The sequence below is a fragment of the Photobacterium sp. GB-72 genome (assembly GCF_003026095.1).
Classification (GTDB): Bacteria; Pseudomonadota; Gammaproteobacteria; order Enterobacterales; family Vibrionaceae; genus Photobacterium.
In genome coordinates this window covers 48,002-62,205 of record NZ_PYNV01000004.1, presented here as the reverse complement: position 1 = coordinate 62,205, position 14,204 = coordinate 48,002, and the positions used below count along the sequence as shown (strand labels likewise).

14 protein-coding genes are annotated in these 14,204 nt (G+C 41.7%); all 14 read right to left on the bottom strand.

The genetic code is table 11. The features are described 5' to 3' along the window. Positions 1–33: 33 nt before the first annotated feature. A complete protein-coding gene (locus tag C9J40_RS06890; protein WP_107246310.1) occupies positions 34–4,200 on the bottom strand; it encodes a DUF6701 domain-containing protein in 4,167 nt (1,388 codons plus the stop codon). Then, positions 4,193–4,645 carry an MshP protein gene (locus C9J40_RS06885; protein ID WP_107246309.1) on the bottom strand — a complete coding sequence of 151 codons (453 nt, stop codon included), beginning with the start codon at positions 4,643–4,645 and terminating at the stop codon, positions 4,193–4,195. The genes C9J40_RS06890 and C9J40_RS06885 overlap by 8 nt, the downstream gene beginning before the upstream one ends. After that, a complete protein-coding gene (locus C9J40_RS06880; RefSeq protein ID WP_107206515.1) occupies positions 4,635–5,360 on the bottom strand; it encodes a PilW family protein in 726 nt (241 codons plus the stop codon). The genes C9J40_RS06885 and C9J40_RS06880 overlap by 11 nt, the downstream gene beginning before the upstream one ends. Next, positions 5,360–5,977: a prepilin-type N-terminal cleavage/methylation domain-containing protein gene (locus C9J40_RS06875; RefSeq protein WP_107246307.1), complete on the bottom strand. Its 618-nt coding sequence runs from the start codon at positions 5,975–5,977 to the stop codon at positions 5,360–5,362. The genes C9J40_RS06880 and C9J40_RS06875 overlap by 1 nt, the downstream gene beginning before the upstream one ends. Continuing rightward, positions 5,974–6,456: a prepilin-type N-terminal cleavage/methylation domain-containing protein gene (locus C9J40_RS06870; protein WP_107246306.1), complete on the bottom strand. Its 483-nt coding sequence runs from the start codon at positions 6,454–6,456 to the stop codon at positions 5,974–5,976. The genes C9J40_RS06875 and C9J40_RS06870 overlap by 4 nt, the downstream gene beginning before the upstream one ends. Before the next feature lie 104 nt (positions 6,457–6,560). Continuing rightward, positions 6,561–7,037, bottom strand: a complete 477-nt coding sequence (locus tag C9J40_RS06865) for a prepilin-type N-terminal cleavage/methylation domain-containing protein (RefSeq protein WP_107246304.1) — start codon at positions 7,035–7,037, stop codon at positions 6,561–6,563. 50 nt (positions 7,038–7,087) lie between these two features. Further along, positions 7,088–7,627: a type II secretion system protein gene (locus tag C9J40_RS06860; protein WP_107246303.1), complete on the bottom strand. Its 540-nt coding sequence runs from the start codon at positions 7,625–7,627 to the stop codon at positions 7,088–7,090. A 35-nt stretch (positions 7,628–7,662) separates the two neighbouring features. Further along, positions 7,663–8,136, bottom strand: a complete 474-nt coding sequence (locus C9J40_RS06855; RefSeq protein ID WP_107246301.1) for a prepilin-type N-terminal cleavage/methylation domain-containing protein — start codon at positions 8,134–8,136, stop codon at positions 7,663–7,665. Positions 8,137–8,151: 15 nt separating this feature from the next. Further along, positions 8,152–8,742 (bottom strand): type II secretion system protein, encoded by a 591-nt coding sequence (locus C9J40_RS06850; RefSeq protein WP_107246300.1) that lies wholly within the window; start codon positions 8,740–8,742, stop codon positions 8,152–8,154. A 30-nt stretch (positions 8,743–8,772) separates the two neighbouring features. Next, positions 8,773–9,249, bottom strand: coding sequence for a hypothetical protein (locus C9J40_RS06845; protein WP_107206509.1), 477 nt, complete (start codon positions 9,247–9,249; stop codon positions 8,773–8,775). After that, positions 9,230–10,456: a type II secretion system F family protein gene (locus C9J40_RS06840; RefSeq protein ID WP_107246298.1), complete on the bottom strand. Its 1,227-nt coding sequence runs from the start codon at positions 10,454–10,456 to the stop codon at positions 9,230–9,232. The genes C9J40_RS06845 and C9J40_RS06840 overlap by 20 nt, the downstream gene beginning before the upstream one ends. 14 nt (positions 10,457–10,470) lie before the next feature. Next, a complete protein-coding gene (locus C9J40_RS06835) occupies positions 10,471–12,183 on the bottom strand; it encodes a GspE/PulE family protein (RefSeq protein ID WP_107206507.1) in 1,713 nt (570 codons plus the stop codon). 3 nt (positions 12,184–12,186) lie between these two features. Next, entirely contained in the window at positions 12,187–13,356 is a 1,170-nt protein-coding gene (locus C9J40_RS06830) for a lipopolysaccharide assembly protein LapB (protein ID WP_107246297.1), read from the bottom strand. Further along, positions 13,353–14,201 carry an ExeA family protein gene (locus C9J40_RS06825; RefSeq protein ID WP_107206505.1) on the bottom strand — a complete coding sequence of 283 codons (849 nt, stop codon included), beginning with the start codon at positions 14,199–14,201 and terminating at the stop codon, positions 13,353–13,355. The genes C9J40_RS06830 and C9J40_RS06825 overlap by 4 nt, the downstream gene beginning before the upstream one ends. Between the last annotated feature and the right edge of the window lie 3 nt (positions 14,202–14,204).

The window sequence follows — 14,204 nt, the reverse complement described above, 5'->3', positions numbered from 1 at the left end:
CACACTCTCGGCTTTCTGATGAATAAATAAGACTTACTGGTAATCAGCAGCAGGGATCCCTGGCTCATCTCGGTATAATATTCGGTCATTACCTCGATATACGCCAAAAGTCACAATAGCCGATGGGTCTTCATCACCTAAATTCCGCCAATTGTATCGTAGCCAAGGTTGATGAGAGTACGCGCCAAAACAGTTAATGGGGTTTTTATCTTTTACCCCTGGTTTCACCGCACTCAAACGCTGCCAAAATCTTACCTGTTGTTTAAAAGTAGTACTATTTGAACTGGTACCATATCCAGAGATTTGGCTTGGGTTCGCCATAAAGTCTCCAGATAAGGCTTTGCCCATCATTACTTTACCACTACCGGATGTATAAGCACTGCTCTTACTATTTTCAGGATACATACTGATCACTTGGCGACAGTAATTTGCCCCATTAAACTGCGATACTGAATCATCCGTATTTTTAACAAATGCTGTACCATCCCAATATTCAATTCTTAACGGCACTGCTAGTGATTTACGAATATCACCACCGATATTTTCTAATACCATGCGTCCATAACGGAGATCGTTAACTCCCACTAGTGCACCTTGTGCATTAACCTCTTCCCCCGCCCATGTTACGTGATCAGGAAACGCTTCACCTTGTTTCACTCGCAACTGCCATTGGTCAAACGGTCCATCTTCAATACTGGTGTTAGTATCTTTTTCTTTACGTTGGAATATCAGTTTAGACGGCTTAAAAACAACCTCAGAGTTACCTTGGCTATTTTGCTGCCAATCACCGATTTTAGGAGACATTAACGATTTATCACTGCGCATTTGTTTTAAACGTAGATCTAATGGTACGTACCCCCCGTTATTATTCCCCGACTGTAATCTAAACTTACTCTGAAGAGACGGATCAAATAAGGCATAATTTTGAACGGGTTGATTATTCGCGTTAAAAGCATTAATCGTGAACCCAGCATCAAATGGCTGATCCATATAAGTGAATGAACCTATCGCAGGTGTTACTTCATTCTTAGAAAAAGCAAAATACTTAGGATAGAAACGCCCTATTTGACGTTTACTCTGATTAATATTATTGCCATTCTCTATATAATCGTTCATCCCAACCTGTAGCCAAATACTGCCGACTTCAGACCATCTATTACCAGTAAGTAATACCCCTTTCAAGGTCGGTTTTACTGTCATTTGACCTTGCGTAAATGTCCCCATAACGCCACTAGAAGGTGAGGCTAGGTGAGCCTGCATCAACAACCCATTTCCCATAGTTGGCGCATCTGGAGCAAGGAAATTCTCCGTTACAGAATAGCTACAGTATTTATTATCAGATGAATCAATAACTGTTCCTTGGGAGCTACCTTCCTGCCACACTAAAGGCTTAAGCAGCACATTAAAAGGTAACCCCGCGGCAATATACCCCTCACCACTTTTAGACGTGCCATCTGCTGTATCTAATGTATTAGCTTCATTAGGCTTTAACGGACAAATCGCGAACATCCACGGCTTTGCATTAATTGCAACAGAACCGGTTAACCCATTAGGCAGCAGCTCACGTAACGCTTTTGCTTCCTTCGTTTTGGTTGTCGTTAACGTGCAGCTATCACTAGTACAATTTGGATCAGAGACATGCCAAGCAATAACACCCGCATCACGATAACGCAAAGTAAGCGGTTCAGATTTCCCTTTCTCGAACTCTACTTTTGCTTGCTTAGATGCGCCTGTCGCTGATTCAATATGCTTTCCTTTTACAATCTCGACAGTAATAGGGTTATTGGGATCGGCTGCTTTTTTCGGCGCTTGATATTCCGTTGAAAAGTCTAATAACCGTGTTCCAGTATAATTTTCAACTAGCTTGATATTCTTACCAGTTGGGCATGTCATGGCTTTAATTGTGGCGGTAACGTCTTTTCCCGCCACGATATTGTGGCCATCATTTAGATCAATCGCGAAACCGCCAGGGATAAAGGTATATTGACCTTTAGGTTCATCACCAGCCATAAACTCAATACTTGCCGTTATTTTCAGCGTCTCCGACCCCGTGGGTAATACCCAAATAACTGCATGTTGATTTTTTACAGGCAACGTAAATGTATGTGTACCCGCAGTAAACTGATGAGAAGATGCGAGCGCTGAATTATCCGCCCAGATACCGCCTGTTGATGAGGTAATATTAACCGTAATATCACCATCAAATTCTTTAGTACCATCCTCCGATGTCACATTAAAATCAACTTGCTGGGCATGACATAAGGTCTTCGTGACTTTTGTCGGTGTGATTGTAAGTTCAAATTTAGGTTCAGGCTCTGGATCAAAACAGGCACTACTACCTATAATCTCTGTTTCTATATTATTCACATCGCCAGTCATCGTGATGTTAGGCGCCGTTACTGCACCGGTAATTCGCGTGATCTGGTTACTCAAGCCATCACTCATCATAAGATTACGCTCAGAGTAAATTAAGCCTGTGATCTGACTACCTTTGTTTAGCTCAATATAATCATGGAGAATATCATTCACCGGTTTTAAATCATGAACAACAATCAGTAAATCGTCAGCAATCCCAGATAGTGGCTTCATGGTTGAGCTGATCAAACTCATCTTTTTCACATGAACAACAGAGCCCGTAGGAAAGATAATATCTTTATTACTTAAATTAATAGTGTTAAACCAAAATACCGTTTTATTGCCAACGTCTCGCTGCGATTGTAAATCGCCATCATCAACAGCAGGCCATGTATCTAACACTTGTTTTTTAGCAAATAAGCTCGGGTAAGGCTGAGCCGTATGACATTCTTCGCCATTACAGTAATTATTCTCACCACCACTTGAATTAATTGTCTTAAAACCTATATAGCGTTTGCCTTCTTTTACGGCTGAACCTTTAATTAAGACATTATGGCTAGCGTTAAATGCGCCAGTAGAGGTTTGCCATGTCTGAGCAGGACCTGGGAATACATTACAGACTTCTTCTGATGCACGACGCTGGAAAGCCATAAAACCAACCATCTCATTGGCATGTTGACGTTCTGGGTTAGTATGCTCATTTAAGTCTTCATCAGTAACAAAGCTTACTTCAAGAACATCTTTACCCGGCTTTTGTTGATTTTTACATAACCGGATCCACCCTCCGTTAGGTCCTAAACGGGAGTTTTTAGAGGCAATCACTAAGATGGGATTTTTTGACTGATCCGAAAAATCAAAATCGCTGCCTTTTAAATCAGTAAAGCCTGCACATTGCTCCGTAACAGGCTTAGTGATCTTTTCAATCCCATGATAATTCCCTTTTAGGGTATTGGGCGTTTCTGCTGGACCTAAAGCAAACTGTAACCCTTTGTATAAACCACTACCTTCAACTAATAAATAACCAATCGTCACATTATGATTAAGCACATATTGAGTTTCAGAGCTATCCACGCCTAAATAAAAATGGCCATTATTGCTCGTACCTTGATTTATCGTGCCACGAATAATAAACGGCGTTATCCACTCTGATTCTGTACCTGTAGCCGAAATAACAGACGGTTTATTTCTTGGCTGAATTTCTGCGATTCCTCCAGGTGTTTTACTTTTAAATCCACTAGGAATCGTAACCGGCGTTACTTTGCCTTTCTTTATTAATGGATTTAATTTGCCGTAATCGATATCACCTTTACCGGTTTGAAATTTAGGATCTTTAGCATCAAGCTGTTTATGTACTGTCAGTTCTGCCGCAGTAATACGACCATTATTGCCTAATGCAATGGTGCCTTTTTCCATCGCAAAATAGGTGATTTTACGCATAGGAATACGATATAAGGTATAGGTTTTATTTTTAAAATGATGCCATTTCGCTTCCCATGACTCCCAAGAGCCTAAAAGACTATCCTCATCTTCTAAACGAATTGCATTCGATACTTTCGGATAAACCTGTCTTACCCCAAATGCATACGTCTTACCTTTTTTGTAAATTCGGGTAATCTTTAAAGATGATGGTGCATCAAGACCATTATCTGTAATGGTCGGCATGAGGAAAATTAACGGTTTAGTTGTAAATTCTTTATTTAAGACAATTTCACATTCTTGGTTAATACAGCCATTGGGGCGTGAAATATCACTTTGCCCAAAGTCGAATACTGGCCCATCTTCACTCGCCAACGCCGTACCGCTCAACATCATTAAGGAGATAAAAAAAACAAAATTTTTAATCATTTAAATCTTTCGCCCACACTTCTTGGGTACGTGTCATCGCCACGTTATGACTACCGCAGGTAGCTGTACTTTCTAGGTGGTACTCATTGACTGTTTTACCGCTTGATAACCTAATCTTTTTCGTTGTACATACCACCTTTATTACTTGGCACCCTTTTTGGAATGGCGGCATAATTTTTTCAATTTCAGATGATGGATAAGTTATGCATTTATCGGAATCACTCTGAAATGGGTTTCCAAGTGGGAAAAGTCGAGTTAATACAACTTCATTGGCAGAATGGGCTGTAAACCATGCTCGTGTTCCAAGCACCTCTTTGGTAGTCATGGTTTGACTAGAGGTACCAATTTTCGTCATCACCATTGCCATGAGCCCCATAACGATAATGACGAACAGCACTATCATTAAGCCACTACCACGTTGCTTGTTATAACTGCTATAAGACATTCATCACCTGTACACTATGGTTATAATCTGACTTTTCTTGAGTGCGTGAGTCTAAATACTGAATAGTAAATAACGCTATCGCATTACTGTTTAATCCCGCCGTTTGTACATTAGGTATAAATTTATCGATGTTCTCAGCCATTAATATGCCATCACCATCGTTGACCTTGCGCACAATAGTAGTCCCCACTTGACAGTAACTGATCTTATCTTTGTATAAATATAATCGATTACCGGGAGAAGATGCCTCCTTGATTGGCGACGTTAATGTCAATTGATACGTCTCATCTTTTGAAGCTGGCGCAGTAATACTACTCACAGTTATGGTGTTATTTTTATATTGCTCAGATGAGGCAAAGCCCACTGCAACAAAATTACCGCTACTACTCCAGTTAGAAGAAAAACGTAACGGAGTGATCGCAATCGTATTGCTGTTATTCGGTAAATTATCGTAATACACCGCTGGAGCAATAATCGGATAAAAGCTCAGACAATGAGATGTATTACTTAAACTGTTCGGCGCGGCATGACGGATTTCTTTGGTCATACGTGCAACTAAAAAACGGGCTTGAGACTGCAGACGCTCGCGATCAACGGTATTGGTATACCCCTTTACACCAATCGCAATATAACTACCAATACCAATCATAATGATAGATAGCACGACAATTGCTATCACCATTTCAAATAGCGTGAAACCGCGCGGCTTAGCCATCAATAATTCCCCCTATAGGCGATATAGTCATATTTACCATAGCGTCCAGCATCCACATTCACTGTGATTTTCTTCAGAGTCGGTAGAGACTCGGACATATTCTCAACATTAATGGTGGCATGAATATGGGTATAGTTTGCGGTTGATAAACTGGGTACTAAATCAGTTAATTCGCCACGGCGAGAAGTTAAACTGGGTTTAACATAATTATTGCCGTTATATGTATAAGGGTTAGGGCACTGCGTTGTATCTCCCCAACAGCCAATAAAATCATCGACATCATTAGCCATTGCTGGATTCGTTGCTTCTAAAAAATCATCCGGCCCTAAACGTGCTGGCAAGGTACATGGATTAGGATTTCCTTTAGCATCATCCTCACCACAGCGATAAACACTGTCGCCATTAGGATTTGAGTTTTGGTCGAACTGACGCGCTAATATTTCATTAAAAATCGCATCAGCCATTGCCGCTGAACGCGCTTGATATTGAGGAACCGCAGAGCGCTCAACTTGAGGAAAAAGAAAGCTCACCAAGGTGATCATCGCAATCGCGAGTAATACAATAGTGATGATCCCTTCAATAAGGGTAAAACCGCGTTGTTTTATGTGAGTATTCACTTACTGCACACCTCTTTATCTTCCTTTTTATATACATAACCTTGGCTATTAATACAAATGCTGGCGGTTTGGTTATTTTTTGCCGTAATCGTAATGGTACAACCGTTAGCACACACTAACGTAGATGTTGCATTGACTGGCTGCCCAAGCAAATTAAAGTACAACTTAGCACGTGCATTTCCACCATCAACCAATGAAAACTCGGTATTGGTTTGTGATTGACGCAAGCTACCATCAGTTTCTGAATTAGCGGCACTGCAGACGCCTAAACATGGCGAAGAAACATTTAAGGGAGTGCGATGCCCTTGCATCGAAGATATTTGAATTTGGCGAATAACAGAAATCGCCTGATCACGGGTAAGCGGTGCATCAAACTCGCTCCGACCTGAAAAGCGAGCAGCAGCAGTGGCACTGATGATCCCTATAATTACGATCACCATAATGAGTTCAACGAGAGTAAAACCTTGTTGCTGCTTCACATTACCACCTAAACATGACCTATTTTATTGTTATATAATTTATCAGATTAAAACAAAAAAGGCGCAGCCGGGTGACTGCGCCTTTTGTTTTAGCTAATTGCTAATTATTCACAATCATGAACGACTACTGTAGCAGCAGCAGCAGAAGTTGCAGCAGTGTAAGTTACAGAGCACTTAGTATCACTAGCTTTATCTGCTTGGTTTTTCAATGTATAAGAAATCGATGCACCAGCAGTCTCAGCACCAGTAGAGCCATTGACAGGAGCCCACTCAGTTGAATCTGACTCTAACCCTTTAACTGCAAGAGCAATACCTGCTGAACTTGCTGTTGGGTAGCCAAATATGGTTTTAATTCCATCAACCTCTGTAGCTGTATTAGAACTTTCTACACCATTAATCGCAGCTTTACCGTACATAATACCTGCCGCACCTTGGATTGCTCCTTTTAGGCCTTGAAGCGATGCATTACGCGCATCATTTTGAAGGTTCATAAATTTAGGCGCCGCCGTTACCGCTAGAATACCTAAAATAACAATCACTACTACTAACTCAATTAAAGTAAAACCTTGTTGCTTTTTCATTTTTTATCTCTTATTTACTAAATAGCATCGAAACGAAGCGAAGTTTAAAATTACTTACAAGCATTATCAGCTAGTTGTACTTTTGCAGGTACAGTTGCACTTTGTGCTGGTACGTAGACTAAGTAACAATTTTTAGGAACTTTATTAGCTGGAGTTGTTGAACTTCCATCTGCAGCAACAGCCGAAATTTCACTTAATTGAGTTGAATATTGTTTTGGGGCAAACACAACTTTTGCATCCTTTGTTGTGCCAGTACCAATAACTTTCGATGCCCAGTCACCATCAGAACCGGTACCAACGATCGCCTTTACAATACCGTTATCACTTGCTTCCGGATAACCAAAAAGTGTTGCGACATTATCAGCTCCAGCACTAACAGTACCAGATGTTGATTCGATACCTTCAATTGCAGCTTTACCATAAACAATGCCAGATGCGCCTTGAATCGCACCTTTCAAACCTTGTAGCGATGCATGACGCGCATCACCTTGTAAATTCATAAACTTAGGTGCAGCAGTAACCGCTAAAATACCTAGAATAACAATCACTACAACTAATTCAATAAGGGTAAAACCATTTTGGCGCTTCATATTAACTCCAATGAAACCTTAACTAACTATAAAAATTAATCACACTTTGTGACAGTTACTGTTGCAGCTGATGTTGATGTAGCTTGTGCATAAGTCACATAACATTTTGCTTGAGTGTTATCAGCTTTTTGATTAGCAAACGTATATGAAATGGTATCGCTTACTGCATTTTTAGGCTGAAATGCTTTCCACTCAGTATTACCACTATGCAAACCATTAACAATTAAGCTTAATGCCGCAGATGTTGCATCAGGATAACCTTCGGTTAAATCTAATGTGCTACCAGCAACACTAATCGCACCATCGCCAGACTCTTGGCCTTTCACAGCCGCTTTACCGTAAGCAATACCCGCTGCGCCTTGAATAGCACCTTTTAAACCTTCTAGCGAAGCATTACGCGCATCGGTCTGTAAATTCATAAACTTAGGTGCCGCTGTTACGGCTAAAATACCAAGAATAACTATCACAACTACCAGCTCAATAAGCGTAAAACCCTTTTGACTTTTCATATTGATTCCTTTCATTTATTTCAAATCTACTTCAACACGGCCCACTGCCGGCTGGTAAGTAAAAGAATGCCCAGCGAATGGATTCACTTCGCCAGAGCTATTTTTGCTAGCTGATGCTAGCTGGTAATAACGACACTGTTTAGCGGCACCTGTGCCTTCAACTGTGACGAAAAATAAATCTTTGCCACTCGCTAGATCATCGCGTGATGTCGTTGCTAACGGTGGGTTTTGCATCAATTCTTGCAACAAATCTAAACAGTCCGTCGCCGTCATATCGACCACATCAGTTGTTGCACTGGTGTTTAACGCAAACGGATAACCAGGACGTATATTTAACGTGGTATCTTCTTGGGTTAATTTAAATTCAGTACCGTCGTAATCAACAGTATTCTTATTTCCGCTATCAACAGGGCGACCATACGCTTCCCATTGTGCTCTTGCTGAAATCACAGCCGTTGCAAAACCGCCTGTCATTCCTTCTATTGCAGATTGCTTAGCTTGATCGGTGATATTCATAAACCGAGGTAAAGCGGTTGCCGCTAAGATCCCGAGCACAATAATCACAACGACTAATTCGATAAGCGAAAAGCCGGCGTTTTTTTTCATTTCCCTATCCTTACTGTAAGAAACTCGACACTATTGCGACAAATTACTGGCAATATGTATTTTGTCATTAATATAAAATATTGCCAATTTTTTCTTAATGCCTATATCATATAAACATGTATTATAACTGTTTGAATCATCAGTACTTCTATAACCAAATGAATTATATTCAGGCCTTCCTATTCCATTTGACAATAAAGACCATATTTTAGGGCAGTCCAACTCCCCCTGTTTCAATACAATAGGCCATCCTAATTGGGTATATTCAAACGCAATATCACCAACCTTGTCATAATGAGGTCTATTATTTAACTCCCAGTTCTGACGCAGGTTTACAGCACCTTGATACAAATTATTTCGGGTTAAATCAAACTGAAGCAACTTGGCATTTTTTTGCACTTGCTGCCATTCGTATAACAAAACACTTATTAATATAAATGTAATTATTAGCCATGAAACATTTTGTAACCTTTTTTTGTGCTGTAACTCACGATCCCTTAGCGACATCGAGCATTCCCCACATAGGTAAAAAGATACCTAAAGCTAATAACAACACCATACCTGCCACAACAACCAACATGATGGGCTCTATTCGAGCTGTTAATGTTTTTAAATCATATTCCACTTCACGATCATAAAAATCAGCGACTTCTAACAGCAACTCATCGACTTGACCGGTTTCTTCGCCTACGGCAATCATTTGTAAAACGAGTGGCGTAAACACCCCTGATTTAGTAGCGGTTCGTGAAATACTGCTGCCGCCTTCGATCCCTTGCTTCATTTCTATCAAACGGTTTTCTAAAAAGCGATTACCTAACGATTCCGCTGCCATTTGAATCGCTTGATTTAAAGGCACACCAGCACGGATCATTAAAGAAAACGTACGCGCAAAACGCGCCATTTGAGCACGATTAACAATGCTTCCCGTAATAGGCATACGTAAGCGCCAGTTATCCCACTTTTCGGCACCTTTTGGCGTATTACGCCAAAATCGTATACCTAACCAAATAGCGACGGATACGCCAATCATCATCGGCCAGTAATGAACAAAAAAGTTCGATGTTCCAATCAACACTCGAGTTGGCCATGGCAGTTCAACGCCAAAGCGCGAGAACATCGACGCAAATTGTGGAATAACTTTGGTATTTAATATCCCCATTGCTATCACGATAGCCGTTAATACAAATGTGGGATAACGCATCGCCGACTTAATTTGTCGACGGGTATTCATCTCTTGTTCGTAGTAATTCGCAAGCTGTAACAATACCTGATCAAGACGACCCGTATTTTCGCCGACATGGATCATCGAGATAAATAACCGAGAAAAAACCCGAGGATGTTGCTGCATCGCCACTGACAACGCGCGACCATTCGTCAAATCAAGGGTTAACGCTTCTAAGGTTGTTTTTAATAAAGGATGACTCGCACTTTGCGATAAACCTTTAAAAGCCCGTAATAAAGGGACACCTGCTTTGGTTAAACTGTATAGCTGTCGACAAAAGATCACGAGAACTTCTAGCGGTAATTGCGCTTGAAACAAAGCACTTAAATCAAACGCTTGACCTTTTGCTTTACCGTGCGTTTCTCGGATCTCAAGGGGGATCACACCTTGACGCAGCAAGAGATCGGCTGCGGCATTAGCATTTGATGCTTCAATCGTTCCCTGTTTTAATTGGCCTTTCTCACCGCGCCCTCGGTAGCTAAATACTGCCATCTTCGTCTCTACTACTAGTTAAGAACATCCAGTACTTCACCTTCACCAAGAAGCAGTACCTCATCAATGCTGGTCTTGCCTGCTAAAGCAAGCTCCATTGCTGATTCCACCAGCGGTTTATAGCCTTCACTCTTTCTCGCCAGCTGGGTAAATAGCACCGCATTATTTTGACGTAACGCATCCATCATATCTTGGCGCATCTCAAGTAACTCAAAGACACCAATACGGCCTTTGTAACCGGTAAAGTTACAGCTATGACACCCTCGTCCACGACGGAAAACATGATTGTTGTAGAATGGGAAACGGGTTTCTAGCCACGCTTTTTGTCCCGGCTCTAAAGCCGCATCTTCACCACAATCACTACAAATACGGCGTACCAATCGCTGCGCTAATACTGCACGAACGGCACTCGCCACCAAGTAACCTGGCGCTTCCATATCGATCATACGCAGTGCACTGTCTACCGCATCGTTAGTATGAAGTGTCGATAAAACTAGGTGACCCGTTAATGCCGAACGCAAGCCAATTTCGACGGTTTCCTGATCGCGCATCTCACCAATTAAGATGACATCGGGATCCTGACGTAAAAAAGTGCGTAGAATAGAGGAGAAATTAAGCCCAATCTTGCTGTTTACCTGAACTTGGTTAACACGCGGCAAACGGTATTCCACCGGATCTTCTGCAGTAATGAGTTTCTTACCCGGCTTATTTAATTCGCTTAATGCGCCATATAGCGTCGTAGTTTTACCTGAACCTGTTGGCCCTGTGACCAAAATCATGCCATGAGGACGTTTTAGCTGGCGACGAAAACGCTGCACGATATCATCAGGCATACCGATTTCATCAAGGCTTAAAATACCGGCGGACTGATCAAGTAAACGCATTACGACCGATTCGCCATGTTGAATTGGCATGGTAGAAATACGCACATCAACCGAGCGGTTTCGTACCATCATGTTAAAGCGTCCATCTTGAGGCAGACGCTTTTCAGAAATATCGAGGCCACTCATGAGCTTTAAACGCAATACTAGCGCAGAAGAAATACTGCTCTCATCAATCAGGTTTTCATGCAGCACACCATCAATACGTTGGCGGATACGCAACACATCAGCATCAGGCTCAATGTGAATATCCGAAGCGCCCACTTGCACTGCATCTTCAAACAATGAGTTGATCAGTTTTACAACAGTCACTTCTTCATTGTCGGCCTCTTCCATGCCAAATGTGAAAGTGTGGTGATCTTGGTGTTCTGCTTTTAATTGCTCTGCAAATGACGCAATTTCTTGAGTACGGCGATAGTAACGATCAAAGGCAGCCAACAATTGACGCTCTGGCGCAATCACAAGTTCAACCCGGTACTGGCTGAGCTGATCAAACACCGCCTCTTGCGCTGCTAAGTCAGCAGGATCGCTCATCGCAACACGAACCGTATCACCATGCCGACCTAAAACTAACGCACGCAAGCGACGCGCATTTACTTCTGAAAGTAAACCAACATGTTCGCTATCCACTTGCACTCGTGTTAAATCAACAAGCGGCACATCAAGCTGACGCGCCAAAAACTGCAGCATTTGCTGTTCAGTAAGAAATCCTAAATTAATTAGGGTGTCACCGAGCTTACGTCCCGTTGATTGCTGTTTTGTCAGTGCTTGTTCTAGTTGTTGCTGAGTAATGATATTTTCATCAACTAGAAGATCGCCTAAGCGTTTACGTAATCGAATTTGCATCGGCTAGCTCCTATGCGATTTTAATGCAACTAAACGCTGCTGAATAAATTGTTGTGATGACGCTGAGATATTACCTAGCTGTAACGCTTTTTGGTAAGACTCACGGGCTTTCTCTGCATTACCACTCCGGTCTTGAGCAATCGCTAATCCCATCCACCAGCGACCATCAAATGACGCTAAACGCACTAATTGTTGATAACTTTGAAGTGCTACCACATTGTTATTTAACCTTTGTGCTAACGCGCCACGCATAGCTAAATACTGTGAATCCATGCTGCCACTTTTATCATTTAACACAGCTAATGCCGCTTGATTTTGGTTTTCATTGACCAATAATTTTGCGAGTGTTAAACGTAACTGTGGTTGATTCGGTTGCTTTGCTAGCCCTTTTTCAAGCGTCGCAATCGCTTCTCTTACATTGCCTCGCCCATAATACAATGCCGCCAAACGTTGCCTTGCCATGATCCAATCCGGTCGATAATTTAAAGCCGACTCTAAATTAACAACCGCTTGTTTACTGTTTTGCTGCTCTAAGGCTTTTTCTGCATTTAAGTATTCAACTTGCGCCAATTCTTTTGGCGTTAAAGAAACAGTTTGAATCGATAATTCACTTTTAACAGGTTTTGGCGCAGGTGGCTTTGACTGGACTTTATGCTCTCGCTCAACCGCAGCCAATGCTTTTTCATAACCGCTTTCATAGCCTTGATCATAAGAGCTTTGTAACTCTTTTTGTTCATCTTCACTTTCAAGAGATTCTTGAGCGACAGGCATATTCGTAAGCTCAGCTGTGACTGATTTATCAATACGCTTTGAATGTGGTTGTTCTGTAACAACTGCCGTTTTAATTTCATCTGATGCTACAGGTGTTTTCACTGCAATGGTTGATAACGGTTTAACTGATGCAATCTCTTTCGTCGTTTCAGGTTGATCAACAATAGGCTCTGCGGCTATTTCTGTTTGTGCCATGGCTGGTGTAACAACACTATCAGGTTGATTTAACCACCACGCCATACCGACAAATGCCATGGTGCAGCAACCAACAGTTACCCATTTCGGCCATGCTGATGTTGGTATAGGTGCTATTTCTGCTGCACGTAATGGAGAGCCCTGCTGTGATGCAGAAGCGAGTTTTACTTGGCTCAACTCATTAAGTCGGCGATTTAATTCACTCATGAATGACTCCATCCCCACAATATAGGAAATGACCACTTAGGTTGTTTAGCACCAAGGGTATCCCGAATAGCCATGAGAACTTCTTTTTTACTAACGATATATTTTTGCTCACAAAAAGTGGCAAGTAAGGACTTATGGCATAGTTGATTGATCAATCTTGGTATGCCACCACTGGCATACCAAATTGCGCGGCATATCGACAAGCTAAACACCATGTCAGTATAGCCAGCTTGATACAGTCGGTGTTGTATATATGCAACAGTTTCAGCCAAGGTTAATGGCCGTAAAACAGCACGAAATGTGATCCGTTGACGTAATTGACGCAATTGATGCTGGGCTAATCGTTGATCAAGCTCTGGCTGTCCGAGTAAAACGATATGTAGTAGCTTTTCTTGTTCAGTTTCTAAATTACCGAATAAACGAATCGCTTCTAACGCATCATCTGACAACGCTTGTGCTTCATCGAGTAACACTACCACCGATTGACCATTCAATCGGCGAGTGATTAATTCATCCTGAATTTGCTCTGTCAGTAAAGCATGGTCACTATTGGGTAGTAGGCTTAATTCTTTTGCCAATGAACGCTTTAATTCTATTCCACTACAGGCTGGCGTCGGTAGGTAAGCAAGATCAAAATGAGTTGGCAATTGGGTCATCAACATACGACACACTAAGGTTTTACCCGTTCCTACCTCTCCTGATACCTGTGTGATCCCTTCGCCCATTTGTAGTGCTGCCAACACGGTTTGAATCGCTTCAATATGTGATGGCAGCGCATGGAAAAGAGAGGTATTCGGTGTTAAAGAAAAAGGCTGCTGACTAAAACCAAAGTGTTCGAGATACATGAA

What these genes read in the sequence shown, in the direction of transcription:
- C9J40_RS06890 (WP_107246310.1), bottom strand. Translation starts at nt 4,200, where the DNA reads ATGATTAAAAATTTTGTTTTTTTTATCTCCTTAATGATGTTGAGCGGT.
- C9J40_RS06885 (WP_107246309.1), bottom strand. Translation starts at nt 4,645, where the DNA reads ATGTCTTATAGCAGTTATAACAAGCAACGTGGTAGTGGCTTAATGATA.
- C9J40_RS06880 (WP_107206515.1), bottom strand. Translation starts at nt 5,360, where the DNA reads ATGGCTAAGCCGCGCGGTTTCACGCTATTTGAAATGGTGATAGCAATT.
- C9J40_RS06865 (WP_107246304.1), bottom strand. Translation starts at nt 7,037, where the DNA reads ATGAAAAAGCAACAAGGTTTTACTTTAATTGAGTTAGTAGTAGTGATT.
- C9J40_RS06860 (WP_107246303.1), bottom strand. Translation starts at nt 7,627, where the DNA reads ATGAAGCGCCAAAATGGTTTTACCCTTATTGAATTAGTTGTAGTGATT.
- C9J40_RS06855 (WP_107246301.1), bottom strand. Translation starts at nt 8,136, where the DNA reads ATGAAAAGTCAAAAGGGTTTTACGCTTATTGAGCTGGTAGTTGTGATA.
- C9J40_RS06850 (WP_107246300.1), bottom strand. Translation starts at nt 8,742, where the DNA reads ATGAAAAAAAACGCCGGCTTTTCGCTTATCGAATTAGTCGTTGTGATT.
- C9J40_RS06845 (WP_107206509.1), bottom strand. Translation starts at nt 9,249, where the DNA reads ATGTCGCTAAGGGATCGTGAGTTACAGCACAAAAAAAGGTTACAAAAT.
- C9J40_RS06840 (WP_107246298.1), bottom strand. Translation starts at nt 10,456, where the DNA reads ATGGCAGTATTTAGCTACCGAGGGCGCGGTGAGAAAGGCCAATTAAAA.
- C9J40_RS06835 (WP_107206507.1), bottom strand. Translation starts at nt 12,183, where the DNA reads ATGCAAATTCGATTACGTAAACGCTTAGGCGATCTTCTAGTTGATGAA.
- C9J40_RS06830 (WP_107246297.1), bottom strand. Translation starts at nt 13,356, where the DNA reads ATGAGTGAATTAAATCGCCGACTTAATGAGTTGAGCCAAGTAAAACTC.
- C9J40_RS06825 (WP_107206505.1), bottom strand. Translation starts at nt 14,201, where the DNA reads ATGTATCTCGAACACTTTGGTTTTAGTCAGCAGCCTTTTTCTTTAACA.